Below are 24,498 nucleotides of genomic sequence, written 5' to 3'. Positions count from 1 at the left end.
GCCTTGCCCAAGGCGCTCTTGAACGTGCCGCTTCGACGGCAGATGGCAAGGAGGGAGCACCCATGGAACGACGCACGGTTTCTCTTCGTCGGCTGGCAGCGATGGTTGGCATTTCCTGGCTGGGCGGGCTGGCGCTTGGCAGCCACGCCGGGGACGGCACCATTCATTTCACCGGCGCCATCGTCGCCGCGCCCTACCAGGTGGCCCTGGTGCAACCCCAGCAACATCAACGACAACAGCCGCAGCGGATGACGGCGGCATCGACGGGCGAACGTCAGGCCGAGCTGGCCTTTTCCCGTGAAACCGTGGACCGGCCCAGCGCGCGAATGAAGGTCGAGATGGCGCGCACGCAGGCGGTGTCGGCGCGCTTCGTGGACAGCCGGGGGCGCACGCAGGCCATCGATCCCGCGCAGTGGCATGCGATCGGTCAGCAGGGCGGCACGCTGTCACTGCTTGCGTTGGCGCAGCCGCAAGCGGGCGGCCCATCGGCCGCACTGGTGACGCTCGCCTACGACTGACGCTGCGATATCGCGGCGCTGGCGTGAACCGTGTCGGTGGCGGCCATCGCACCGACGCCCACGCCCGCCATGTCGAGCCGCGAGATCGGCAGCGTCTGGCTCTGGCTGTGGCGCATGGCCATCCGCAGGCGGAACTCCTTGGGCGTCATGCCCTTGATCTCCAGGAAGCGTCGGTTGAAGTTGGCGATGTTGTTGTACCCGGCGGCGTAGCAGATGCTCGAGATCTGCTGGTCGCTTTCCATCAGCAGCTGGCACGCCTTGCCGACGCGCAGCCGGTTCACGAAATCGGTGAACGGCACGCCCGTGGCCTGGCTGAACAGCCGCGAGAAACTGCCCTGGCTCAGGCCTGTCTGCGCGCAGACCTCCGAGAGTGACAGCGGCTGATCGAGGTGCTGCCGGATGTACGCGACGGCCTTGCCGATGCCAGCGACCGTCTCCGCGTTGCCCTTGACCGGCAGCCAGCCCGACGAGAGCACGCGCTGCTGCCTGCAGCGCGTGAGCAGGCTCAGCAGGCCGAGAAACTCGGAGAACCGTTCGGGCCCTTCACTGCGCTGCAGGCGCTCGAGGTGTTCGCGCACGTCGTCGCTGATGCCGAAGAACTCGATCCCGTAGCGGGCCATTTCGAGCAGCGGGGCTGCTTCCTGCAGTTCGGCGAACACCTGCATGCCCTGGCGCAGCGGCGCGTCCGGAAACTGCAAGGCGAGGCTGCGAAGTTCCACGCCTTCGGACGGCAGGTTGAGCGACACCCAGTTGTGCGGCAAGCGCGGCCCGGTGAGCACCAGGTGGCCGGGCTCGAAGCGCCCGACGTGGTCGCCGACGAAGGCCCAGCCTCCCGTGTCGGCGATCAGGTGCAGCTCGTACGCGTCATGGCAGTGCCAGCGCTCCTGCGGTGACGGGCTGCCGTGCTGCAGGCTGTGCAGGAAGCCACGCTGGCCCGAAGGCACCGGACCGGTCTGCGGATGGTGCATGAAGCTGTGCTCGATCTCCGGCGCGGGGTTGCGGCGCACGCCTTGCGGCTTGATGGCGCTCCTCATCGCGGATGCGGCGCGGCGGCGCCCCGTGCGGTCTTCCTGCGTGTCCCTCGTCCTGGCATCGAGCACTCCCCTTTGTGTGTGTCTTGTGGCGGTTGCCGGGCCGTCCGGATTCGCGGCAGGCGAACGGTCGGCGCTCAAGACCTATTGGGGCGTAGCTCTGTAAATAAAAAGTAAACAATTCAAAAGCGCAAAGAAACACGCGCAATGCAAACAAGTGTTCGGCGCATGCGGAGGCCCGCGGCCCGGGGGCGCCCGCTCAGGTAACTCGGTCAGGCCGCGTGGGCCGTGGTCGCTGGTGCGTCGGTGCGGTGGTGGGCCAGGGCCTGCGCAATGGCCCTCACCAGGTCGGCCGTGAGGAAGGGCTTGCGCAGGATCCGCGTGCGCGGCGGCACGGCGTAGCGGTGCGCCAGCAGGTCGGAGGGAAGTCCCGAGATCAACACCACGGCAGTGCGCGGGTAGAGGCGCTGCACGTCGCGCATCAGTTGCAGGCCGTCGCCGCCGGGCCCCAGGCTGACGTCCGACAGCACCAGGTCGAAGGCCTGGCGTTCGAGCGCGGCGGTGGCGTCGGTGGCCGACGCCACCGCCTGCACCCGCGCACCGTGCTCCTTGAAAAATTCGAAGGTGGCGTCGCGCACGTCGGTGTCGTCGTCCACCAGCAGCACCTGCAAGGCCTCGAGCGACAGCGCGGGCGGTGGCGGTGCGCAAGCCGGCGCAGCCGACGGTGCGGCCTCGGGCAGCACCAGCGTGAACGCGGTGCCCTGGCCGACGGTGCTGCGCACACGCAGGTCGCCGCCCGACTGCTTGACGAAGCCGTAGACGATGCTCAGGCCCAATCCGCTGCCTTCGTTCTCCTTGGTCGAGAAGAAGGGTTCGAAGATGTGCTCCAGCACGTGCGGCGGCATGCCGTGGCCCGTGTCGCTGATGCGGATCTCGACCACCGGGCCGGGGCTGCCCTGCGCGCCATTCACGCCATGCGCCACCGTGCCGGCCGCCGCCGCGTGCCACGCGCTGTGCAGCGTGAGCACGCCCCCGCGCGGCATGGCCGCGCCCCCGTTCAGCGCCAGGTTGAGGATCGCGTTCTCGAGCTGCCCGCCGTCGGCCAGCACGCACGCCCCGTCGGCCTGCAGGTCGAGCTCGACGCGGATGCCCTGGCCGAGCGAGTACTCGATCAGGTCCTGCAACCCGGCCAGCATCTGGTCGACATCGATCACTTCGGCGCGCAGCGTCTGGCGGCGTGCAAAGGCCAGCAGGCGCGTCGTGAGCACGGCGCCGCGCTCCGAAGCCCGGAACGCCCGGTCCACGATCCGGCGCATGTCGGGCGACAGGTCGTCGCGCGACTGCAGCAGCTGCAGGTTGCTGAAGATCGCCGCCAGCAGGTTGTTGAAGTCGTGCGCGACGCCGCCCGTGAGCTGGCCCAGCACTTCCATCTTCTGCGCCTGCCGCACCTGCCGTTCGAGCGCGCGGCTCTCGCTCTGGTCGCTGTACAGCGTGACGAAGCCGCCGGCCGGCATGGGGTGGTTGCGCACGGCCAGCACCTGGCCGTTGTCGAGCAGGTAGTCGTCGCGCCGCCGCTGCGCATTGGGCGGCCCCAGCAGGTCGACGGCGGGGCGGCCGTCGGCCAGCGCCGGCAGCGCCGCGCGCAGCGTGTCGAGCGTCGCGCCGGTATGGATCGCCTGCGAGGGCAGGCGCAGCAGCGCGGCGAAGCGCGGGTTCCAGGCCACCAGGCGGCCTTCGGCGTCGAATGCACCCAGGCCGTCGTCGATGCTGTCGAGCACCGTGCGCAACAGGCGCCGCTGCTCCGAAATGTCCGCGCCCATCCGACGCATCGACAGCGTGTTGTCGCGGAACACGTTGAATGCACCGACGAGCGCACCGACCTCGTCGTCGCGCCGTGAGACATCGGGCGGCGCGCTGGCATTGCCGTGCGACAGCTCGGTGATGGCGGAGGTGACCCGCGTGAGGTCGCGCAGCGATTCGCGCAGGCTCCAGTACCCGAGCACCAGCGCGGCGGCCGCGACCAGCAGCGCGAGCGTGACCGCGATCAGCCCCGAGCGCACGATCAGGCTCACCGAATGTTCGCGCGAGGACACCTCGGCGCTGAGCGCCGCCACATGGCGGTCGACCGAGCGCGTGAGCTCTTCCGAGAGCACGCGCGTGGAGGTCAGCAGCAGGGTCTTGCGATCGCGCAACGCGAGGTGCTGCCTGCGCAGCGCGAAGATGCTGTCGGCCTGCGCGGTGATCTGGGCGCGGATCGCCGCATCGATGCGCAAGGCGTTGGCTGAGCCGGCGTAGGCGAGATAGACCCGCTCGGCCTCGTCCAGGTCGAGCGTGTTGTGGGCGTACAAGGCAACCCGCAGCAGATGCAGCGTGTGGTCTGCAACGAACCTGGAACGCTCGGGCAGATCGGCGATGCGGTGCTCCATCTGGCTCAGCGCGTGAATGCGTCCGCGGCCTTCTTCCCGCAGCGCGAGGTCCAGGCGCTTGAACTCGATCAGATCGTCCAGCACCACCTGCATGGCGCTGAGCACCTTCGGCACACCGGTGGCTGCGCCGCTCGCCGGCGGCAGTTGCGCCGCGAGCACGCGCACCTCCTCCTGTCGCTTCAGCAGATCGGCCTTTTCCTGGTTGAGCCGCGCCGATATCGACATTTCCGCCACGTACGGCGCTGCCGCCGCCAGGTGCGTGACGCGTTCCGACAGCGCGAGCGACTTCGCCACCGACGGCAGGATGCGCTCGTCGAAGCCCTGGATCGCGGCCTTGGCGTTGAACAGCGCCACCATCGCCACGGCGGCCAGCACCAGCGTGGTGATGGCCAGTACGGCGAACGCGGAGAGCCATCGCCCGCGCAGGCTGCACGAGCGCTTGCGCCCGTGCGCAGGCGCGTTCGCGTTCGAGGAGGTGCGGGAGCCTTGCATGGGGCTTGCGGGTGCGGGCGCTGCTGTCTCAGCAGCGCACCACGTTCGCGGCAAAGCGGTAGCCCGCGCCGCGTTCCGTGCAGATGAAGCGCGGATGGTCCGGGTCTTCTTCGATCTTGCGGCGCAGGCGCGACACCAGCACGTCGATCGTGCGGCTCACCGCGTCCGACTGGGCGCTGCGCGTCTTGAGCAGCAGCTGCTCGCGGTCGATGACGCGGTTCGCATGCAGCACGAAGACCTCGAGCAGGGCGAACTCGCCGTGCGTCAGGTCGCAGGGCGTGCCGTCGCCGTGCAGCAGCTCGCGCGCGGTGATGTTGAGGGTCCAGGGGCCGAACAGGTAGCGCTCGTGGCTCAGGCGGTCGGTGCGCAGCGAACGCGGCATGCCGGTCTCGGCCGAGCGGCGCAGCAGCGCGCGGATGCGCGCGACCAGTTCGCGGTTGTCGAAGGGCTTGGCGATGAAATCGTCGACGGCGGTTTCGAGGCCCAGGATACGGTCGGCGGCCGTGCCCTGGCCGGTGAGGATGATGATCGGGATGCGCGAGCGCGTGCGCAGCTGGCGTGCGAGCTCGATGCCGTCTTCCTTCTTCAGACGCAGGTCGATGATCACGAGCGAGAACGCGCGTTGGTCGAGGCGGGCTGCCATGGCCAGACCGTCCGGCACGGCCTGTGCGCGAAAGCCCGACGACTCCAGCAGGTCGACCAGCGTCTCGCAGACTTCGGGATCGTCGTCGACCACCAGGATTTCGGGTTTCACTACGTCAAGCATGAGGTTCCAGAAGGCCGGACTGTGTGTCCGGTCGTCCAAAATTCTTGCAGACAAAAGCGCACCAATTGATACCTAAAGGTTAATCAAGTCCCTCTCAGGCTGGTATTTCGCGACTTTTTTTCGTCCGATGCTTTACACATGCATCGAAGCATCCCTTTCGGGGACTTCAATGTGATCCGTTTGTCACCCAAGTACAGGCGGCTCGACCGGCAGCGCCCGCTTGTGGGCGCTCTTGCGGTGCGTCGACAGGATCACCGCGCGCGCTGCGGCCGACACCGGCTTGCCTTCGAGGAAATCGTCGATCTGCTCGTAGCTCACGCCGAAGGCGTCTTCGTCGGGCTTGCCCGGCACCAGCGACTCGAGGTCGGCCGTGGGCACCTTGTAGACCAGCGCATCGGGCGCGCCGAGCAGCTGCGCCACGGCGCGCACGCGGCGCTTGTTGAGGCCGGTGAGCGGCGTGATGTCGGCCGCGCCGTCGCCGAACTTGGTGAAGAAACCCATCAGCGCTTCGGCCGCGTGGTCGGTGCCGATCACGAGGCCGTCGTGCGCGCCGGCCACCGCGAACTGCGCAATCATGCGCTGGCGCGCCTTGATGTTGCCGAGCACGAAGTCTTCGTGCGCCGCATCGCGAAAGGCCTGCCCGCCGGCGTGCAGCGCGGCCAGCATCGCATCGGCGGCGGGGCGGATGTCCACCGTCAGCAGGCGGTCGGGGCGGATCACCGCCAGCCCCGCCTGCGCCTCGGCTTCGTCGCGCTGCACGCCGTAGGGCAGGCGCATCGCGATGAAGGTGGCGTCGCGGCCTTCGGCGCGCAGCTTCTCGACCGCGCGCTGCGCAAGGCAGCCGGCCGTGAGCGAATCGACACCGCCGCTGATGCCCAGCACCAGCGTCTTCAGGCCGGTGCTGCGCAGGTAGTCGGCAAGGAAGTCGGTGCGCCGCGCGAGTTCGGCGGCGGCATCGAAGACGGGCGCCACGTGCAGGGCCGCGATGATCTCGCGCTGCGTGGCATCGACGGGGGTGAGGTCTGCACTCATCTGTGGGGCCTGGATGTGAGGATGAAGATCAGAAATCGACGAGGCTGAGGCCGATGCTGAGCACCGTGCGTTTGCGGTTGTAGTCCACCAGCGTGTCGCCGTAGCCATGGAACAGCTGCGTGTGGAAGCGCAGGTTGCTCTTGGTCGGGTCGCCGATGGCCTTCAGCCATTCGAGGCGCACCGAGCCGCGGCCGCTGTCGCGCAGGTTGTTGCGCACCGTGATGCCCAGTTGGTTGTCGCGGTTGAGGTTCCAGCGGCCCGTGACTTCGGCGCGGCCGATGTAGTCGGCGATGTCGGGGTTGTCGTCCTTCGCGGCGCTTTCGGACATGCGCTGCCAGACGCGGCCCGTGACGGTGAAGCGGTCGTCGAGCTCGGCGCCGCCCATCAGGTACACGCGGTTCCAGCTGCGCGACAGCGGCAGGCTCTGGCCGTTCGACTGGTGCACGATGCCCACGCCCGCATAGCGCCAGCGCCAGCCGCCGGGCAGGTGGACGTCGGTCGGGTAGACATACATCAGCTCGGGCTCGTGGTCGGTGGTGCGGAAGGGCCGCGAGATCGAGCCGTTGAACAGCTGCCAGGTCGACTGCTGCGAATAGGCGAACCACAGCGAGTCCTTCTTGATCGGGTCGTTCTGCGTGAGCATGCCCTGCGCGAGCTTGGTGCGCACCGACAGGCCGATGCGCATCTCATTCGCCTGGTAGGCCACGGGCTCGGCCGTGTGGCCGGCCGACGGCGAGGTCGGCGGCTGGGGCTTGTCGGTCGCGGCCGATGCCGACACCGTGAGCGGGCGGTAGCCGCGAAACCCGAAGGTGCCGCAGTCGGTGGCGTTCTCGAGTTCCCAGAAGCGCGACAGCGTCGAGTACTGGCGGTCGCGGCAGCCTTCGGTGGTGGCGACCGAGACCACGCGCGTGGCCGGGATCGTGCCGTCCACCGGCGGTTGCGTGCTCGCGAGCACCGGCGGCGCCACGGGCACCGACACCGAGGGCAGCGTCTGTTGTTGAGACCAGCGGTCGTAGCAGGCCAGGCGCGCTTCGTTGTTCGCGCCGAGCGCGGCGCACTGCTGCCAGGTGAGTTGCGCGTCGGCCAGCGGGCTGGCGGGCTTGTCGACGGCTTGTGCTTGTGCGACAGATGCGGCGCCGAGGCACGCGGCCACGGCGGCCACGGTGCGCAGCGTGAACAGAGAAGCAGGGTGTCGTCGTGTCGTCTTCATGGCTTTCCTTCCTGTGCGACGGTCTTGCGCAGCACGAACGGGTGCGTGCGCTCGGTCGCGGCATCGCGCCACGTGCCGCGGAACTCGCGGCCGCAGGCGCCGGGTTGCAGCGTGCCCGACCAGATGCCGCTGATGGCGCGGCCGTCCAGCGATTCGTCGATGGACAGCGCGCCCTCGTCGTCGACATCGCCCGCGAGCTGCGCGACGGTCGTCTTCGTTGAGGCATCGGCGCGGCGCGTGATGGTGCCGCGCACGCCGGCGTACTCGGGGTGCTTGCCCAGCTGCACGACGGCCGAGCCGGGCAGGTCGTCGAAGCGGGCGTCCCACTGGCCGTACAGCGCCTGCAGCGGCAGCTCGCGCGCGTCGGCGGGGCAGTTGGGGTCGCGGGGTGCGGCGCAACCGGCCGCCAGGGCGGCGGCAAGCAGCGCGACTGCGACCGTCGCCGTCGTCCTCATGGCGTGGCGGCGGCCTTGGCCGCGCTGTCCAGCGCCTTGCGTGCGAACTCGGCGCGCAGCGCCTTCAGTTTCTCGCGCGGGTCTTCCTTGGTCGTGGCCTTGTCCAGGCCCATCTCGGCGATGAAGCGGCTCGGCATGCAGGGCACCATGTCGCGGCCCTGCTTGCGCTTCTTGGTCCAGCTCACGGCCAGGCTGCGCTGCGCGCGGGTGATGCCCACGTACATCAGGCGGCGCTCTTCCTGCAGGCGCTGCGTGGTCTCGTCGCTCACCACCTTCTGGCGGCCGTTGTCGTCGTCGAGCTTGAAGGGCAGCAGGCCCTCGGTCACGCCGATGAGCATCACGTGCGGCCACTCGAGGCCCTTGGACGCATGCAGCGTCGAGAGCGTGACCACGTTCTGGTCCTGCTCGCGCTCGCTGATGGTCGACAGCAGCGAGATGGTCTGCGCCACCTCGAGCAGGCTCTTGTGTTCGTTCGGGTTCGTGTCGTCGGCGCCCGAGGCGTCGTCGAGCGAACCGCCGGCGCGTTGCGACATCCAGTCGACGAACTCCAGCACGTTGGTCCAGCGCGTGGCGGCTGCGGCCTCGCTGTCTTCGCCTTCGTACAGATGGCGCTCGTAGTCGATCTCCTTGAGCCACTCGAGCATGAAGGCGCGCGAGGCTTCGGCGCCCATGGTGCGGCGCGCGCGGTACTCCAGGTCGTTGATGTAGCGGCCGAACTCGTGCACGCCGTCGAGCGTGCGCTTGGGGATCACGCTCGGCAGCGAGGGGCTGAACAGCGCCGCGAACAGGCTCAGCTTGTACTGGCTCGCGAAGCTGCCCAGGCTGGCCAGCGTGGTGTGGCCGATGCCGCGCTTGGGCGTGGTGATGGCGCGCAGGAACGCCGGGTCGTCGTCGTTGTTGACCCACAGGCGGAACCAGCCGCACAGGTCCTTGATCTCGGCGCGGTCGAAGAAGCTCTGGCCGCCCGACACCTTGTAGGGAATCTGCGCCTTGCGCAGCGCCTGTTCGAAGATGCGGGCCTGGTGGTTGGCGCGGTACAGGATCGCGAAGTCGCGGAACTCCTTGTACTGCTTGCCCTGCGACACCGTGTCGCCCGCGCGCAGGCTGATGATGCGCGCCACCGTGCGCTCGGCCTCGTGCAGCTCGGTGTCGGCATCGACGATGCGCACCGGCTCGCCTTCGCCGAGCTCGGAGAACAGCGTCTTCGGAAACAGCTTGGGGTTGGGGCCGATCACGTTGTTGGCCGCGCGAAGAATGGCGCTGGTGGAGCGGTAGTTCTGCTCCAGCTTGATGACCTTGAGCGTCGGGTAGTCGACCGGCAGCTTCTTCAGGTTGTCCAGCGTGGCGCCGCGCCAGCCGTAGATCGACTGGTCGTCGTCGCCCACCGCCGTGAACTGGCCGCGCTCGCCGGCCAGCGCCTTGAGCACTTCGTACTGCGTGGCGTTGGTGTCCTGGTATTCGTCGACCAGGATGTGGCCCAGCATGGCCTGCCACTTCGCGCGCACCTCGGGGAACTCGTACAGCAGCTTCAGCGGCATGCCGATGAGGTCGTCGAAGTCCACGCTCTGGTAGGCCTGCAGCCGCTCTTCGTACTGGACCATGATCTCGGCCGTGATGCGCTCGTTGTCGTCCACCGCGGCGGCCGCGGCCTGCGCAGCGTTCAGGCCCATGTTCTTCCACTTGCTGATCGTCCACTGCCAGATGCGGGCGGTGGCGATGTCGACGGTGCCGCCGCAGTCTTTCAAGATCTTGGTGACGTCGTCGGCGTCCAGGATGCTGAAGGCCTTCTTCAGGCCCAGCACGTGGCCGTCTTCTCGCATCATGCGCACGCCCAGCGCGTGGAAGGTGCACACCACCACCTTGCGCGCGTCGCGCCCGATCAGGTCCTTGGCGCGCTCGCGCATTTCGGCGGCGGCCTTGTTCGTGAAGGTGATGGCCGCGATGCGCTCGGGCTTCAGGCCCGACTGGATCAGCCGGCCGATCTTGTGCGTGATCACGCGCGTCTTGCCCGAGCCCGCACCTGCGAGCACCAGACAGGGACCGTGCATGTAGTTGACCGCTTCTTGCTGGGCGAGATTGAGACCGTGGGACATGGGGGAGGGGGAACCGGGAAAGCGGGAACGCGAAAAAGGCAGGAGGGGCCGCAGGGCGCGGCCGTCGCAAAGCGGGCAATGATACGGGCCCGGCTGCGGCCGTCCGTGTCAGCGGGCATCGCGCCGCGAAGGAGGACGACAATGCCGGCGTGCTGCCTGTTTTCCTTGTTACTTTTCCTTTCTTCGCCCTGATCGCGGCCGGTTATGCCGCCGCCCGCACCCGCATCCTGCCGCTGGAGGCGATCCCGGGGCTCAACACCTTCGTGCTGTATTTCGCGCTGCCCTGCATGCTGCTGCGCTTCGGCGCCGGCACGCCCATCGCGCAGCTGCTGGACGGCAGCGTTGCACTGATTTGGGGCATCTGCGCGCTGGCCGTGGTGGCGGGCGTGGTGCTGTTCACGCGCAATGCGCGCATCGGCTGGAACGACGCGGCCTTCGGCGCGCTGGTGGCGGCCTTTCCGAACACCGGCTTCATGGGCGTGCCGCTGCTGGTGGCGCTGCTGGGCGCGCAGGCGGCCGGGCCGATCATCATCACCATCGCGTTCGACCTGGTCGTGACCTCGTCGCTGTGCATCGCGCTGTCGCGGCTCGACGGGGCCGGCAGTGCGGGCCGGCACGGCGCCACGCTGGCCGCGCGCAAGGCGCTGCGCGGCATCCTCGTGAACCCGATGCCCTGGTCGATCCTGCTGGGCGTGTTGCTGTCGGCGGTGCGCTGGCAGCTGCCCGGGCCGGTCGAACGCACGATCGCCATGCTGGCCGACGCGGCCTCGCCGGTGGCGCTCTTCACCATCGGCGCGGTGCTGGCGCGTTCGGCGCTGCTGGCACGCGAGCACGGCGCCAGCGCCATGGTGGCGGCGGCGATGGGCACCGGCGCCGGGCCCACGCCGAAAGCGCCGCTGGCCGACGTGCTGCCCGTGGTGCTCGTGAAGCTGGTGCTGCACCCGCTGGCGGTCTGGGCGCTGGGGCGCGGTGCCATCGCGCTGGGGCTGCCGCTCGCGCCCTCGGCGCTGGCGGTGATCGTGCTGGTTGCGGCGCTGCCGAGCGCGAGCAACGTGTCGATGCTGGCCGAGCGCTTCGGCGCCGACAACGGCCGCATCGCACGCATCATCCTGTGGACGACGGTGGCGGCGTTCTTCACCTTCCCGGTGGCGGTCGGCGCGCTGCGCTGACCGGGGGCGTCACTCGGTCAGCACGCCGAGCTTGTACGGGTCGGCGTCGGAGAGCCGCTCGCACTTCGAGAAGTCGCGGCCCTGCGTGCCGTCGCAGTAGTAGGTGTTGTAGATGCGGCCGAACAGCGTCGGGCTGGCCGTGAAGAGCACGCCGTGGTCGGGCTGCCAGTTGTCCTTGGGCGCGGGCGCGGTGGCTTCCATCGGGCGGGCCGCGTCGGTGGCGCCGGGGGCGGGCGTGAAATCGGCCAGCGTCTTGCGGGCTTCCTCGCCGCGCCAGCGCACCGCCAGCTCGGCCGCCGTGGGGCGGGTCGCCACCGGCACCAGGATGCCGTTGACCTGCAGACCGTGACCGAAGCGGTGCGTCTTGCCGGCCAGGAAGGCGTAGGCGCAGGCCGCCATGCAATGGCCGCGCACCTCGGTCTGCACGCCGCTCTCGCGGATCGCGTCGGCGTACGCTCCGGCCGCTTCGGCGGTGCCGCCGAACGAGTCTTCGAAGACCACGGTGCGCACCGTGCCGCTGCTCAGGAGTTCGGTGAAGGCCTTGACCTTGCTGCCGTCGAGCGTGCCCGACACCACCAGCCGCCGACCCTGCAGTTCGAGCTCCGCCGCACCCGCGGACCCCGCAGCGGCAAGGTACGAAAGCGACACGGCGACAGCCACAGCAACCCCAGCCAGAAGAGACGACGATTTCACGGCGACCTTTGCATCAAGCGAGCGGGCACGAAACACCGCGGACCCAGCGATGGAACCGCACAGGCACAGCTTGTGCAAGGGCGGGGGTACCGTCAACTCTTTTTGCAGATTATTTCGGGGTAATCCCAGGGCATGTCTAAAGGCATACCGTGCGTTATCTCTTCAGATGAATGCTTGCGTATGCAGTTGCACTGCTACAGTGGTTCCGAGTCCAAGGTGTGAAGGGTCCAAGTGGGGCGCGCGATGGCAATACTGGTTCGCATCCTGATGTGGTTGGCCTGGCTCGCTGCGGTGGGCTGGTTCTGGCATGCCGGCACGATCGGCACGGGCGCCGCGCTCGCGCTGGCCGCGCTGAGCCTCGTCGTGTTCGCCTGGCCGAACAGCATTGCGCGGCGACGGCACAACGAGCTGCGCTACGTCGACATGGGCAAGGAGCCCACCGGCTACCACTGAAGACCGACGCGGCGCGTTCGTGCAGCGCCTAGGACTTTGGTCCAATGCGCAACGACGCAGAGCTTCCTAGGATGGCGGCGCCTTACCGCCCTCCAGGAATCTCGCCGTGTCTCTTTCCTCCCCGCGTTTTCGTTTCGCCCGTCTTCTGCTGCTGGCCGTCCCGACGGCCGTGCTTGTCGCCTGCGGCGGCGGGGGAGACGGCGGCTCGGCTGTCGGCTTCTGGCCGAACAGCGGCACGGCCACCCCGCCGCCTGCCACCACCCCACCCACGGCACCGCCCGACGTGCCCGACGACGGCGATGCCCTGCGCAACACGCCCTGGGTCGAGGGCGTGTTCCGCACCGCGAGCCTCTACAAGGACCGCTGCGCGGCACCGCGCACCGGCACCGACCCCGACGGCAAGCCCTTCGCCGACAAGACCGGCCGCACGCTCGACGAGAACAACTGGCTGCGGTCGTGGACCAACGACACCTACCTCTGGTACGACGAGGTGCCGGACCTGGACCCGGCGCTGTACGCCACGGCCGACTATTTCGACCTGCTCAAGACCCACGCCGTGACGCCTTCGGGCAGGGACAAGGACCAGTTCCATTTCACCTACACCACCGAGGAGTGGAATGCGCTCTCGGGCGCCGGCTCGTCCGTCGGATACGGCGCGCAGTGGGCTTTCTTTGCCCTCTCCCCGCCGCGCGATCTGCGCGTGGCGTACGTGGAGCCCGGCTCTCCCGCGGCCACGACGGGCGCCGGCCTGTCGCGCGGCGCCCGGGTGCTCGGGGTCAACGGCGTCGATTTCGTGAACGACCCCACGCAGGAAGGCGTCGATGTCATCAACGCGGCGCTCTTTGGCGCTGCACCGGGGACGTCCACGCGGTTCACCGTCGTCGACGCGGGCAGCAACACCCCGCGCGACATCACGCTGACGGCGGTGCCGGTGATCTCGACCCCCGTCCAGAACGTCAAGACGCTCCCGAACGCGGGCCGCACGGTCGGCTACCTGCAATTCAACGACCACATCGGCACGGCGGAACTGCAACTGAAGGCCGCCATGGAGTGGCTGCGCGCGCAGCGGGCCACCGAGCTGGTCGTCGACCTGCGCTACAACGGCGGCGGCTATCTGGACCTGGCCAGTCAACTGGGCTTCATGGTCGCCGGCGAGACGCAGACGCGCGGCAAGACCTTCGAGACCGTGCGGTTCAACAACAAGCACACCGAGCGCGATCCGGTGACTGGCAACACGCTCGCGCCCACGCCGTTCTGGGCCACCACCCTGGGCTTTCTTTCTCCCATCGACCCGCCCCTTCCGCTGCCCAGCCTCGATCTGCGACGCGTCTACGTGCTCACGGGCCCCGACACCTGCTCGGCCAGCGAGGCGTTCATCAACGGCCTGCGCGGCATCGACATCGACGTGGTCCAGATCGGCGACACCACCTGCGGCAAGCCCTACGGCTTCTATCCCGAGGACAACTGCGGCACCACCTACTTCAGCGTGCAGTTCCAGGGCGTGAACGCCAAGGGCTTCGGCGACTACCCGGACGGCATCGTGCCTACCTGCTTCGTGCCCGACGATTTCAGCCGTGCGCTCGGCGATCCGCAGGAGGCGCGCCTGGCCGCCGCACTGGCGCACCAGGTCTCGGGGGCCTGCCCCGCCGCACCGGCCGGGCGCCTCGCCAAGCGTGCCGTCGCCGGCCCCGCCGCGCCCTTGTTGCACAAGCCCGAAGGCCTGCGCAACCGCATCCTGCGTCCGCGCTGAAGCAGGCGTCCGCGCGCCGCGCTCAGATGCTGTGCGGGTCCACGTCCACCAGCCAGCGGATCACGCCCTTGCCCTCGGGCGTGCGCCGCAGTTCGTGAAGCAGCGGCTGCCAGGCGGCCAGCAGGCGCTGCAGCGCGGCGCGTGAGGGGCTTTCGATGAGCATCTGCGCGCGCTCCACGTTCGCCACGCGCTGGATCGCCAGCGGCACCGCCGGGTAGCGCGTGACCAGGTCCGCACCGGGCAGCGCCTCGGCCTGGTCGGCCGCGAGGTTCAGGAAGCCCTGCGCCACCGCCTGCTCGCGCGCGTCGGCGCGCACCAGCGCCTGGAACGCGAAGGGCGGCATGGCGGCGGCCTGGCGTTCTTCGAGCTGCTGCTTGGCGAAGGCCTCGTAGTCGTGCCGGCGCAGCGCCGCGAACAGCGGGTGCGGCGCGTGGTGCGTCTGGATCCACATCTCGGCCTTGGCGCCTTGCGCCGCGAGGTAGGCGGCATCGCGGCCCGCGCGGCCGGCCGACTGCATCAACAGGCTGAACAGCCGCTCGGGCGCGCGGAAGTCGCTGGAGAACAGCGCGCCGTCGGGGTTCACCGCGGCCACCAGCGTGATGCGGCGGAAGTCGTGGCCCTTGGCGATCATCTGCGTGCCGACGAGCACGTCGACCTCGCCCGCGTGCACGGCGGCGAGCTGCGATTCGAGCGCGCCTTGCTTCTTCGTGCTGTCGGCGTCGATGCGCGCGATGCGCACCGCGCTGCCATCCGCATGCTTCACGCCCGCGAACAGCTCGGCCAGGTGCTCTTCGAGCCGCTCGGTGCCGCGGCCCACGGGCGCGATGTCGGGGTTGCCGCAGGCCGGGCAGGCGCGCGGCACGCGCTCGGTGAAGCCGCAGTGGTGGCAGCGCAGCGTGCGGTCGATCTTGTGGAACACGCGGTAGGCGCTGCAGTGCGGGCATTCGCTCTTCCAGCCGCAGTCGCCGCAGGCCAGCACCGGCGCATAGCCGCGCCGGTTCAGGAAGATCATGCTCTGCTCGCCGCGCGCGATGCGCTGGCCGATGGCGTCGAGCAGCGCGCCCGAGATCACCGTCTTCGGCGGCTGCAGGTTCATGTCCACCAGCCGCACGGCCGGCAGCGCGCCCGCGCCGATGCGCGAAGGCATGGCCAGCCGCACGTAGCGCCCGCCCGGGTCGTCGCCCTCGGGCGGCCGGCTCTGGTGCCAGCTCTCGAGCGAGGGCGTGGCCGAGCCCAGGATCACCTTGGCCTTTTCGCGCTGGCCGCGCCACACGGCGAGGTCGCGCGCCGAGTAGCGCGCGCCTTCCTGCTGCTTGTAGCTCGGGTCATGCTCCTCGTCGACCACGATGAGCTTCAGCCCCGGGATCGACGCGAACACCGCCATGCGCGTGCCCAGCACGATGCGCGCGGCGCCGCTGTGCGCCGCCAGCCAGCTCGCCAGCCGCTGCGGGTTGGTCATGCCGCTGTGCAGCGACACCACGGCCTCGTCGCCGAAGCGCGCCTTGAAGCGGGCCTCGAGCTGCGGCGTGAGGTTGATCTCGGGCACCATCACCAGCGCCTGCGCCTCGGGGTCGCGCGCCAGCAGGTCGGCCACGCAGCGCAGGTAGACCTCGGTCTTGCCGCTGCCGGTGCTGCCCACCAGCAGGAAGGTGCCGGTGCCGGCCTCGATGCGGGCCAGCGCGGCCGTCTGTTCGTCGGAGAGGGCGATCAGGTTCGCGGATTCGGCCGTCTCGGCCACCGGCCCGGCCGTGGTCTTGCGCTTGAGGCGGCGCGCCAGTTGGGTCGTGCTCAGGTCGCGCAGCTGCGGCGGCAGGGCGGCCAGCGCGATCTCGCCGATCGAGCGCTGGTAGTAGCGCCCGGCAAACGCCACCAGGTCGCGCCAGGCCTCGCCCAGCGGCGCCAGCGCGTCGAGCGCCGCGCCCACGGGTTTGAGCGCCATGTCGGGCTCGGCGCCCTCCAGCGAGGTCGGTTCGTTCCAGACCACGCCCAGCACCTCGCGCTTGCCCAGCGGCACCCGCACCAGCGTGCCCGGCACCAGCGGTTCGGCGCCGGCGTAGCTCAGCAGGTCACCCAGCGCCGCATGCGCGGGCGTCTGCACCGCGATGTCGAGTCGCCAGGGGCAGGAGACGTTTGTGGCGGATGTGACCGGTGGCGCGCCGGCTTCGGGCGGCGATTCGGCGGAGGGGCTGGGCGTCCTTTTTGGCAAGGTTTGTTAATGCGTTTTGGAGCAAGACCGCTTAAGTTGTTGATTTCACAGCGCTTTGGCGGTCATCCAGAGTTTCTGTGGATAACTTTGTTGACAAGACGGCTGGATAGTCGCCGAAGCCTTGATTTTCAAGGCTTCCGCTGGAATGCCTGTAAAAAAAGCAAAAATCAAAACCTATATAAATCAACCACTTAGCGTCGCTATTGGTTTAGGAGCAGAACCAATGCCCCCTCAGATAATCTTGCGCAGTGCAACACGCGTTTTGTGCATAAGTCGGGCGTCCGGGGCCGTTTTAGGGCTTGACAAACGCCGGGCGACTGGCTTTCGGGGGGCGCTGAGTCTGCCAACCGGGCGGTCGGCAGTTCACATTTGTTAGCTCAAGTGCGCAGCGCGCGCGACTGGTCGTGCACCGCCTGGACCAGCGCCGCGACGTGGTCGGGCGGCGTGAACTGGCTGATGCCGTGGCCCAGGTTGAAGATGTGCGTCGGGCCCGTGGTGGTGCGGTCGGTGTGGGGCTTGCCGAAGGCCTGCAGCACCTTGCCGACCTCAGCCTCGATGGCCGCGGGCGGGGCGAACAGCACGTTCGGGTCGATGTTGCCCTGGATCGCCTTGGCCTTGTCCTCGGTGCCTTCGGCCACGAGGCGGCGCGCGGCGGCCAGGTTCACGGTCCAGTCGACGCCGAGCACTTCGCAGTCGAGCGCGCGCATGGCGCCCAGCCACAGGCCGCCGCCCTTGGTGAAGACGATGCGCGGCACCGGCTGGCCGTCGGGGCCGTTTCGCTTCAGGCCGGCGAGCACGCGCGCGGTGTAGGCCAGGCTGAATTCGTGGAACGCGCCGTCGGCGAGCACGCCGCCCCAGCTGTCGAAGATCATCACGGCCTGTGCGCCGGCGTCGATCTGGGCATTGAGGTACGCGGCCACCGAATCGGCATTGACCGCGAGCACGCGGTGCATCAGGTCGGGGCGGCCGTACAGCATGCTCTTCACGAGGCGGTAGTCGCTCGAGCCCGCGCCTTCGACCATGTAGCAGGCCAGCGTCCACGGGCTGCCCGAGAAGCCGATCAGCGGCACGCGGCCGTTCAGCGCCTTGCGGATCGAGCCCACGGCGTCGAACACGTAGCGCAGCTTGTCCAGGTCGGGCACTTCGAGCGCGGCCACGGCCGCTTCGTCGCGCACCGGGCGCGCAAAGCGCGGGCCTTCGCCGGCCTCGAACGACAGGCCCAGGCCCATCGCGTCGGGCACCGTGAGGATGTCCGAGAACAGGATGGCCGCGTCGAGCGGGTAGCGCGCCAGCGGCTGCAGCGTGACCTCGGTGGCGTAGTCGGTGTTGGTGGCCAGCCCCATGAAGCTGCCGGCCTTGGCGCGCGTGGCAACGTATTCAGGCAGGTAGCGGCCGGCCTGGCGCATGAGCCAGACGGGCGTGTGATCGGTGGCCTGGCGCCAGCAGGCCCGCAGGAAGGTGTCGTTTTGCAAAGGGGCGAAAGGCATGGCCCGATTGTCGCAGGGCCCCCCGCGTTCGCCGTGAGTTGACCGACAGCGCACTTTGCGTTGCATCAACCCGCCCCGATGCGCCAGGGCGCGCGCCAGCCGCGAGCATCCGTTCCCGACTCAACTTCAGTCTGGAACAGACATGGCGCAGCAGGTTTTCGATGTGGTGGTGGTGGGCGCCGGCTCGGCCGGCTGCGTGCTGGCGCACCGGCTGGTGCGCGCCGGGCGCCGCGTGCTGCTGCTGGAGGCGGGCCCGCCCGACGACGACCGCTTCATCCACATGCCCGCCACCTTCGTGCGCGTGATCGGCACCGAGCGCACCTGGGCCTACGAGAGCGAGCCGCAACCCGCCGCCGCCGGCCGCAAGATGTTCGTGCCGCAGGGCCGCACGCTGGGCGGCGGCAGTTCGGTCAACGCCATGGTCTACGTGCGCGGCACGCCCGCCGACTACGACGGCTGGGAGGCGCAGGGCTGCGAGGGCTGGGGCTGGCGCGATGTGCTGCCGTGGTTCCGCAAGGCCGAGAGCAACGCGCGCTTCGCCTGCGAGCTGCACGGTACGAACGGGCCGCTGAAGGTGAGCGACACGCGCTTTCGCCATCCGCTGAGCCTGGCCTTCCTGCGCGCCGCGCAGCAAAGCGGGCTGGCCTACAACGACGACTTCAACGGCGCCGCGCAGGCCGGCGTGGGCTTCTACCAGACCACGACTTTCGAAGGCCGGCGCGCGAGCACCGCCGCCACCTACCTCGCGGCCGTGCGCGACGACCCGAAGCTCACCGTGGTGACGGGCGCGCACGTGCTGCGCGTGCTCACGCAGGACGGCGCGGCGACCGGCGTGGTCTACCGCACGGGCCGCAACGGCAGCGGCGAAGAGGTGGTCGCCACCGCGCGCGACGAGGTGATCCTCTCGGCTGGCGCGCTCGCCTCGCCCAAGCTCCTGCTGCTCTCGGGCATCGGCCCCGGCGCGCAGTTGCAGGCGCTGGGCCTGCCGGTGGTGAAAGACCTGCCCGGCGTGGGCGAGAACTTCCAGGACCACCTGGAGGTGTCGGTCTACGGCCGCACGCGCGAGCCCGTGAGCCTGCTGGGCAACGACCGCGGCCTGGCGGCGCTGAAGCACGGCCTGCAATGGATGATGTTCGGCTCCGGCCTGCTCACATCGAACGTGGTCGAGAGCGGCGGCTTCGTCGACACCACCGGCGAGGGCCGGCCCGACCTGCAGTTCCACGTGCTGCCCGTGCTCGTGGGCGATGTCGACCGCGCACCGCTGGCCGGCCACGGCCTGTCGATCAACCCCTGCTTCCTGCGCCCGCAGTCGCGCGGGCGCGTGGCGCTGCGCAGCGCCGACCCGATGGCGCCGATCCTGTTCGACGGCGGCTACCTGCAGGCGCAGGCCGATGTCGACACGCTGGTGCGCGGCGTGAAGCTGGCACGCCGCATCCTGCGCGCGCCGGCGCTGCGCGAGGTGGTGTCCGAAGAGCTGGCGCCGTCAGCCGCCGACGACATGTCCGACGAGGCCCTCGAGGCCTACGTGCGCGAGCGCGCCAAGACCGTCTACCACCCGAGCGGCACCTGCCGCATGGGCCGCGACGCCATGGCCGTGGTCGATGCGCGCATGCGCGTGCACGGCGTGGCCAGGCTGCGCGTGTGCGACGCCTCGGTGATGCCTTCGCTCGTCAGCGGCAACACCAACGCGCCGACCGTGATGCTGGCCGAGCGCTGCGCCGACTTCGCGCTGTCAGGCAACTGAGACTGCACGGTCGGTCAATCGCCGAAGCGCACTGAAACCTAGAGTCCTTCCCAACCAGGAGACACAGCGAATGAGTTCCCCGAATTCCATGGCCGGCAAGGTCGCCTTCATCACCGGCGGCGGCACCGGCATCGGTGCGGCGGTGGCCGCGCAGTTCGTCGCGGCGGGCGGTCGCGTGGTGCTGATGGGGCGCCGCCTCGCGCAGCTCGAAGCGGTGGCGTCGAAGCTCGGCGGGCTCGCGGTGGCGGGCGATGCAGCGAACACTGCCGACGTGCAGCGCGCCCTGGCCGCCGCGCGCGAACGCTTCGGTGGCGTCGACGTGCTGGTCGCCAACGCGGGCGGCCACGGCGTGGGCGATGCGCTTGCCACCGACGACGCCTCGTGGGCGCTGTCCACGCGCCTGAACCTCGACACCGCCTTCGTCTGCGCGCGCGAGCTGCTGCCCGAGCTCATCGCGCGGCGCGGCAACATCGTCGTGCTCTCGTCGCTCGCGGGCCACTTCGCGGGGCCGGGCGTGGTCGGCTATGTGACCATGAAGCACGCGCTCATCGGTCTCGTGCGTTCGCTGGCGCGCGACTACGGCCAGCAGGGCGTGCGCGTGAACGCCGTGTGCCCCGGCTGGGTGCGCACCGAGATGGCCGACGAGCAGATGCAGGTGCTCGTCGACAAATACCGCCTGGCCGATGCCGACGCGGCCTACGCCCTCGTCACGCGCGACGTGCCGATGGGCCGCGCCGCGAGTCCCGACGACGTGGCGAACGCCGTGCTGTTCCTCGCCTCGCCGCTGGCCGCGATGGTCAGCGGCAGTTCGCTGATGGTCGATGGCGGCGCGTCCGCGGTCGACCTGCCCACCATCGCCTTCGCGCACGACGCCTGAAGAAGGGAAAGATTTCATGAGCACCGACACCACCAAGCCCGCCGACTGGAAGACCTACGACCAGTTCGCCCTCGGCATCGCAACCAACCGCCTGCCCGCCACCGATGCACTCGCCGGCCAGACGCTGAAGCTCGCGCTGCCCGATTTCAAGCTCACGCTGCAGCCGCGCGCGCAGCACACGCTCGACTGGCATGAAGACGGCGCACGCGGCGGCGAAGGCCAGGGCGACTGGTACGAGGCCATCGAGGTCGCGCCTGACACCTTCTTCCTCGACATCACGCAGGCCAGCCGGCCGACCGAGGCGCTGACCGTGGTCGTCAACACGCGCACGCGCCGCGTGCTCGCGATCCGCTGCCGCATCATCGGCGCCGACGAGGCCGCGGGCCAGCCGCGCGTGCCGCAGGACTTCTGGCCCGGCACGCTCGAAGGCGGCACTGCAACGGGGAGCGCGCCGCACGCCACGCGCGACCTCATCGGCCTGCGCACCTGGCAGACCTACAGCCCCAACCACACCTACGAGCACACCTACCTGAGCGCCGAGCGCTACGCCTGGCAGTGCCTCGTGGGCGTGCAGCGCGGCCACGGCGACGTCGACCTCGCGAGCTACTGGAAGTTCGACGACGACCAGTACGTCTTCACCTTCCGCGAGTTTTTGATTCCGGTCGCGTCGGTGTTCTTCTTCGACTTCGCGAACGGCCGCTCGACCGGCAAGTTCCTCGGGCTCACCGGCACCGGCGCGATCGCCAACAACCCCGCCGGCGCCTTCATGCGCAAGGCCTCGCAGACCTTCTACCCGCCCGAGTTCGGGCCCGTCTGACCTCACCGTTGTCCAGGAGCTTTTTCATGCGCACCCCTTACCAGATCGTGGCCGACCACTACGCCGCTTCCGACCGCCACGACCTCGCCGCGATGTTCGCCGACGTGGCCAACGACGTGCAGTGGACCGAGATGGCCGGCTTTCCCTGCGCCGGCACGCACGTCGGCCCCGCGCAGGTGGTCGAGAAGGTCTTCCAGGTGCTCGGTGCCGAGTGGGAGGGCTACCGCTTCGTGCTCGAGCGGCTGGTCGACGGCGGCGACACCGTGGTCGGCATCGGCGACTACCACGCGCGCCACCGCACCACCGGCAAGCCGATGCAGGCCCGCGTCACGCATGTGTGGCAGGTGCAGGGCGGAAAGGTGCGGCGCTTCGAGCAGTTCACCGACACGCTGCTCGTCGCGCGCGCCATGCAGCCGTGACGCCGCTTTCTTTCGCATCCCTCGCATCCCTTCCCGGAGCCCGCCCATGAATCTGCGCGACCTCTCGATCGAACACCTCGGCCAGGTGGGCCTGCTGGCGCAGCGCCGCCGCGGCAACCACATCGACGGCCACGAGGTCGTGCCCCGCAACGGGCAGTACCTGCCGGTGGTCGACCCGGCCACCGAGATGACCGTGGCCGAGGCGCCCGACAGCGACGTGGACGACGTGCACGCCGCCGTCGCCGGCGCGCGCCGCACCTTCGAGAGTGCCGCGTGGAAGTCGCTGCGCCCGGCCGACCGCGAGCGCATGCTGTACACGCTCTCGACGCTCATCGAATCGCACGCCGACGAACTCAGCGCGCTCGAAACCCTGCAAAGCGGCAAGCTACGCGGCATCGCGCGCATGGTCGACGTGGGCGCGGGCGCGGAGTTCGTGCGCTACATGGCGGGCTGGGCCACCAAGCTCGAAGGCCAGACGCTCGACAACTCCATCGGCATCCCCGGCGCGCAGTGGGTCACGTACACGCGGCGCGAGCCGGTGGGCGTGGTCGCGGCCATCGTGCCGTGGAACTTTCCGCTCGCCATCGCGCTGTGGAAGGTGGCGCCCGCGCTCGCGGCCGGCTGCACCGTGGTGCTCAAGCCGTCGGAAGAAACACCGCTCACCGCACTGCGGCTGGCCGAGCTGGCGCTGGAGGCGGGCTTTCCGCCGGGCGCGCTCAACGTGGTGTGCGGGCGCGGCGCCACGGCCGGTGCGGCGCTGGCCGCGCACCCGGATGTCCGCAAGATCAGCTTCACCGGCTCGACAGCGGTGGGCCGGCACATCGGCCATGCGGCCGTCGACAGCATGGCGCGCCTCACGCTGGAGCTGGGCGGCAAGTCGCCGCTCATCGTGCTGGGCGACGCCGACCCGGTGGCGGCGGCGCAGGGCGCGGCCAACGGCATCTTCTTTCACCAGGGCCAGGTGTGCACCGCGGGTTCGCGTGTATACGTGCAGCGCGGCCTGTTCGACGAGGTGGTGCGCCGGCTCGCGCAGGCCGCCGAAGGCCTGCACATCGGCTCGGGCTTCGACCCCAAGGCGCAGTTCGGGCCGCTCGTGTCCAAGCGCCACCTGGCGCGCGTGATGGCACACATCGACGGCGCGGTGGCCGAGGGCGCCACGCTGGTCACCGGCGGGCGCCAGGCCTTCGACGGTGGCTGCTTCGTGCAGCCCACCGTGTTCGTCGACGCGCAGCCATCGATGCGCATCGCGCGCGAGGAAGTGTTCGGTCCGGTCGCCACGGTCGTGCCCTTCGACGACGTGGACGACGCGGTGCGCCTGGCCAACGACAGCGCCTACGGCCTGGCGGCGAGCGTCTGGTCGAACGACCTCTCGGCCGTGCACCGCATCGTGCCGCGCCTGCAGGCGGGCGTGGTCTGGGTCAACGCGCACAACGTGCTCGACAACGCGCTGCCGCTGGGCGGCGTGAAGCAGTCGGGCAGCGGACGCGACCTCGGGCGCGCGGCGGTGGAGAGCTTCACCGAACTCAAGAGCGTGTGCATGGCGGTGTAGCCCCGCCCCGGTTTCGATCACCCAGAAAGAAGGAGACACCTCATGCAAAGCAAAAGACGAATCGCGCTGTCGGCCATTGCCGGCGCGCTGGGCCTGGCCGGTTTCAGCGGCGCCTGGGCGCAAGCGGGCCCCGACTGCGGCCTCAACACCGGCAAGCCCGCCACGGGCGAGCCCATTCCCATCGGCGCCGTGGTCGGCAAGACCGGCCCCGACGACTTCAGCGCCTCGGGGCAGGCGGCGGCCGCGTACTTCAAGTGCGTCAACGCCAACGGCGGCATTAACGGCCGGCCCGTCGACTACCTCGTGCTCGACGACCAGTGGAACCCCGAGACGGCCGCGCAGGTGGCCTCCAAGCTCGTGAAGGACCGCAAGGTGGTCGCGCTCGTGGGCAGCACCAGCTTCGTGGAGTGCGGCGCCAACGCCAAGATGTACGCCGACGAGGGCGTGATGGTCATCGCCGGCACCGGCGTGCCGCGCGAGTGCTTCAACGCGCGCAACTACGTGCCGGTGAATGCGGGGCCGCGCGTGTCGGCCACCATCGCCGCGATGTACGCCGCGCAGAAGTACAAGGCGAAGAAGATGGTCTGCATCATTCCGAACATCCCGAGCCTGGGCAACTGGGCCTGCGAGGGGCCGAAGGAATGGGGCAGGAAGAACGGCGTGACGGTCGAGACCCTCACCATCGACCCCGGCTCGGCCGATGCCACCTCGACCATGCTGCAGGCCGCCGCGAAGAAGCCCGACACCATCATCATGAACGTGCCCAAGGGCATCCTGGTGCCGATGCTGGCCGCCGCCGAGCAGCAGAACCTGGGCAAGAAGATCCACTTCGTGTCGGCCGCGCCGGCCTACAACGTCGACGTGCCCAAGGCCATCGGGCCGTACTGGAAGGGCAACTTCGACGTCAACCTCGAGTTCAACCCGCTCGAATCGGCCGGGCCCGACAACAAGAACTGGCTGGCCGTGATGGACAAGCACGGTGCCAAGAGCGACCCGCGCGACACCTTCTCGCAGGCCGGCTACCTGGCCGCGCGCCTGGCCACGCAGGCGATGCTGAAGATGGACCCGAAGAAGCTCGACCGTGCCAGCGTGACCGACGCGCTGCGCAAGGTGAGCGACTTCCGCAGCGACATCCTGTGCAAGCCCTTCTACGTGGGCAACGGCAACCGCCACAACGCCAACAACAGCGGCCCCATGGCCAGCCCCGACGGCAACGGCTGGCGCTTCGCACCCGGTGGCTGCCTCACGGCGGACGACCCGGAGCTGGTCGACATCCGCGCCGACGAGCAGAAGATGGGCCTGAAGTAAGCG

Annotated in this window: 19 protein-coding genes and 1 pseudogene; 10 read left to right on the top strand and 10 right to left on the bottom strand. The window is 69.6% G+C overall.

What is annotated here, in order from left to right; genetic code table 11:
• The first annotated feature begins 62 nt into the window (after positions 1–62).
• On the top strand, positions 63–518 hold the full coding sequence (locus AC07OX_RS30645) for a hypothetical protein (RefSeq protein ID WP_495263217.1): 456 nt from the start codon (positions 63–65) through the stop codon (positions 516–518).
• Here the strand turns inward: AC07OX_RS30645 and AC07OX_RS30640 are convergent.
• The 7 genes from AC07OX_RS30640 to AC07OX_RS30610 all read right to left on the bottom strand — a co-directional run bounded on the left by AC07OX_RS30640 (position 509) and on the right by AC07OX_RS30610 (position 10,023).
• Positions 509–1,552 carry a helix-turn-helix domain-containing protein gene (locus AC07OX_RS30640; protein ID WP_495263218.1) on the bottom strand — a complete coding sequence of 348 codons (1,044 nt, stop codon included), beginning with the start codon at positions 1,550–1,552 and terminating at the stop codon, positions 509–511. The genes AC07OX_RS30645 and AC07OX_RS30640 overlap by 10 nt on opposite strands.
• 269 nt (positions 1,553–1,821) lie before the next feature.
• A complete protein-coding gene (locus tag AC07OX_RS30635) occupies positions 1,822–4,467 on the bottom strand; it encodes a hybrid sensor histidine kinase/response regulator (protein ID WP_495263219.1) in 2,646 nt (881 codons plus the stop codon).
• A gap of 28 nt (positions 4,468–4,495) precedes the next feature.
• Positions 4,496–5,233, bottom strand: coding sequence for a response regulator (locus AC07OX_RS30630; protein ID WP_070063911.1), 738 nt, complete (start codon positions 5,231–5,233; stop codon positions 4,496–4,498).
• A 183-nt stretch (positions 5,234–5,416) separates the two neighbouring features.
• Positions 5,417–6,265, bottom strand: a complete 849-nt coding sequence (gene nadE / locus AC07OX_RS30625; protein ID WP_495263220.1) for an NAD(+) synthase — start codon at positions 6,263–6,265, stop codon at positions 5,417–5,419.
• 28 nt (positions 6,266–6,293) lie between these two features.
• Positions 6,294–7,475 (bottom strand): phospholipase A, encoded by a 1,182-nt coding sequence (locus tag AC07OX_RS30620; protein WP_369644870.1) that lies wholly within the window; start codon positions 7,473–7,475, stop codon positions 6,294–6,296.
• Entirely contained in the window at positions 7,472–7,930 is a 459-nt protein-coding gene (locus AC07OX_RS30615) for a hypothetical protein (RefSeq protein ID WP_495263221.1), read from the bottom strand. Before AC07OX_RS30615 ends, AC07OX_RS30620 begins: the two co-directional genes overlap by 4 nt.
• A complete protein-coding gene (locus AC07OX_RS30610; protein ID WP_062476196.1) occupies positions 7,927–10,023 on the bottom strand; it encodes an ATP-dependent helicase in 2,097 nt (698 codons plus the stop codon). Before AC07OX_RS30610 ends, AC07OX_RS30615 begins: the two co-directional genes overlap by 4 nt.
• 149 nt (positions 10,024–10,172) lie before the next feature.
• Here AC07OX_RS30610 and AC07OX_RS30605 point away from each other — a divergent pair, with 149 nt between their 5' ends.
• Positions 10,173–11,192: an AEC family transporter gene (locus AC07OX_RS30605; protein ID WP_095743466.1), complete on the top strand. Its 1,020-nt coding sequence runs from the start codon at positions 10,173–10,175 to the stop codon at positions 11,190–11,192.
• Between the two features lie 9 nt (positions 11,193–11,201).
• Here the strand turns inward: AC07OX_RS30605 and AC07OX_RS30600 are convergent, their stop codons facing one another.
• A complete protein-coding gene (locus AC07OX_RS30600; RefSeq protein ID WP_070063936.1) occupies positions 11,202–11,840 on the bottom strand; it encodes a hypothetical protein in 639 nt (212 codons plus the stop codon).
• Between the two features lie 288 nt (positions 11,841–12,128).
• Between AC07OX_RS30600 and AC07OX_RS30595 the strand changes: the two genes are divergently transcribed.
• The gene (locus AC07OX_RS30595; RefSeq protein ID WP_062476199.1) at positions 12,129–12,338 is read left to right on the top strand and encodes a hypothetical protein; all 210 of its coding nucleotides are present in this window, start codon (positions 12,129–12,131) and stop codon (positions 12,336–12,338) included.
• Between the two features lie 106 nt (positions 12,339–12,444).
• Positions 12,445–14,088, top strand: coding sequence for a S41 family peptidase (locus AC07OX_RS30590; protein WP_495263222.1), 1,644 nt, complete (start codon positions 12,445–12,447; stop codon positions 14,086–14,088).
• A 22-nt stretch (positions 14,089–14,110) separates the two neighbouring features.
• Here the strand turns inward: AC07OX_RS30590 and priA are convergent, their stop codons facing one another.
• Both priA and hemE read right to left on the bottom strand, forming a co-directional pair.
• Entirely contained in the window at positions 14,111–16,192 is a 2,082-nt protein-coding gene (priA, locus tag AC07OX_RS30585) for a replication restart helicase PriA (RefSeq protein ID WP_493195963.1), read from the bottom strand.
• A gap of 479 nt (positions 16,193–16,671) precedes the next feature.
• Positions 16,672–17,781: a uroporphyrinogen decarboxylase gene (hemE, locus tag AC07OX_RS30580; RefSeq protein ID WP_495263223.1), complete on the bottom strand. Its 1,110-nt coding sequence runs from the start codon at positions 17,779–17,781 to the stop codon at positions 16,672–16,674.
• A gap of 142 nt (positions 17,782–17,923) precedes the next feature.
• Between hemE and AC07OX_RS30575 the strand changes: the two are divergent.
• The 6 genes and pseudogenes from AC07OX_RS30575 to AC07OX_RS30550 all read left to right on the top strand — a co-directional run.
• A pseudogene (locus AC07OX_RS30575) lies at positions 17,924–19,516 on the top strand (GMC family oxidoreductase); the annotation flags it as partial.
• A 79-nt stretch (positions 19,517–19,595) separates the two neighbouring features.
• Positions 19,596–20,402 (top strand): SDR family NAD(P)-dependent oxidoreductase, encoded by an 807-nt coding sequence (locus tag AC07OX_RS30570; protein ID WP_495263224.1) that lies wholly within the window; start codon positions 19,596–19,598, stop codon positions 20,400–20,402.
• A 16-nt stretch (positions 20,403–20,418) separates the two neighbouring features.
• Positions 20,419–21,219 (top strand): MoaF C-terminal domain-containing protein, encoded by an 801-nt coding sequence (locus AC07OX_RS30565; protein WP_495263225.1) that lies wholly within the window; start codon positions 20,419–20,421, stop codon positions 21,217–21,219.
• Positions 21,220–21,245: 26 nt separating this feature from the next.
• Positions 21,246–21,638: a nuclear transport factor 2 family protein gene (locus AC07OX_RS30560; protein ID WP_095949463.1), complete on the top strand. Its 393-nt coding sequence runs from the start codon at positions 21,246–21,248 to the stop codon at positions 21,636–21,638.
• A gap of 46 nt (positions 21,639–21,684) precedes the next feature.
• Positions 21,685–23,187: an aldehyde dehydrogenase family protein gene (locus tag AC07OX_RS30555; RefSeq protein ID WP_495263226.1), complete on the top strand. Its 1,503-nt coding sequence runs from the start codon at positions 21,685–21,687 to the stop codon at positions 23,185–23,187.
• Positions 23,188–23,229: 42 nt separating this feature from the next.
• Entirely contained in the window at positions 23,230–24,495 is a 1,266-nt protein-coding gene (locus AC07OX_RS30550; RefSeq protein ID WP_495263227.1) for an ABC transporter substrate-binding protein, read from the top strand.
• The last annotated feature ends 3 nt before the right edge of the window (positions 24,496–24,498 follow it).

Source organism: Variovorax sp. GW821-FHT09D07 (assembly GCF_059416345.1).
The sequence above is the reverse complement of the archived record's forward strand: the minus strand, read 5'-3'. Positions and strand labels throughout refer to the sequence as shown.

What these genes read in the sequence shown, in the direction of transcription:
- AC07OX_RS30550 (WP_495263227.1), top strand. Translation starts at nt 23,230, where the DNA reads ATGCAAAGCAAAAGACGAATCGCGCTGTCGGCCATTGCCGGCGCGCTG.
- nadE (WP_495263220.1), bottom strand. Translation starts at nt 6,265, where the DNA reads ATGAGTGCAGACCTCACCCCCGTCGATGCCACGCAGCGCGAGATCATC.
- AC07OX_RS30620 (WP_369644870.1), bottom strand. Translation starts at nt 7,475, where the DNA reads ATGAAGACGACACGACGACACCCTGCTTCTCTGTTCACGCTGCGCACC.
- AC07OX_RS30610 (WP_062476196.1), bottom strand. Translation starts at nt 10,023, where the DNA reads ATGTCCCACGGTCTCAATCTCGCCCAGCAAGAAGCGGTCAACTACATG.
- AC07OX_RS30640 (WP_495263218.1), bottom strand. Translation starts at nt 1,552, where the DNA reads ATGAGGAGCGCCATCAAGCCGCAAGGCGTGCGCCGCAACCCCGCGCCG.
- AC07OX_RS30635 (WP_495263219.1), bottom strand. Translation starts at nt 4,467, where the DNA reads ATGCAAGGCTCCCGCACCTCCTCGAACGCGAACGCGCCTGCGCACGGG.
- AC07OX_RS30565 (WP_495263225.1), top strand. Translation starts at nt 20,419, where the DNA reads ATGAGCACCGACACCACCAAGCCCGCCGACTGGAAGACCTACGACCAG.
- AC07OX_RS30630 (WP_070063911.1), bottom strand. Translation starts at nt 5,233, where the DNA reads ATGCTTGACGTAGTGAAACCCGAAATCCTGGTGGTCGACGACGATCCC.
- AC07OX_RS30615 (WP_495263221.1), bottom strand. Translation starts at nt 7,930, where the DNA reads ATGAGGACGACGGCGACGGTCGCAGTCGCGCTGCTTGCCGCCGCCCTG.
- AC07OX_RS30560 (WP_095949463.1), top strand. Translation starts at nt 21,246, where the DNA reads ATGCGCACCCCTTACCAGATCGTGGCCGACCACTACGCCGCTTCCGAC.
- AC07OX_RS30645 (WP_495263217.1), top strand. Translation starts at nt 63, where the DNA reads ATGGAACGACGCACGGTTTCTCTTCGTCGGCTGGCAGCGATGGTTGGC.
- AC07OX_RS30570 (WP_495263224.1), top strand. Translation starts at nt 19,596, where the DNA reads ATGAGTTCCCCGAATTCCATGGCCGGCAAGGTCGCCTTCATCACCGGC.
- AC07OX_RS30595 (WP_062476199.1), top strand. Translation starts at nt 12,129, where the DNA reads ATGGCAATACTGGTTCGCATCCTGATGTGGTTGGCCTGGCTCGCTGCG.
- hemE (WP_495263223.1), bottom strand. Translation starts at nt 17,781, where the DNA reads ATGCCTTTCGCCCCTTTGCAAAACGACACCTTCCTGCGGGCCTGCTGG.
- AC07OX_RS30555 (WP_495263226.1), top strand. Translation starts at nt 21,685, where the DNA reads ATGAATCTGCGCGACCTCTCGATCGAACACCTCGGCCAGGTGGGCCTG.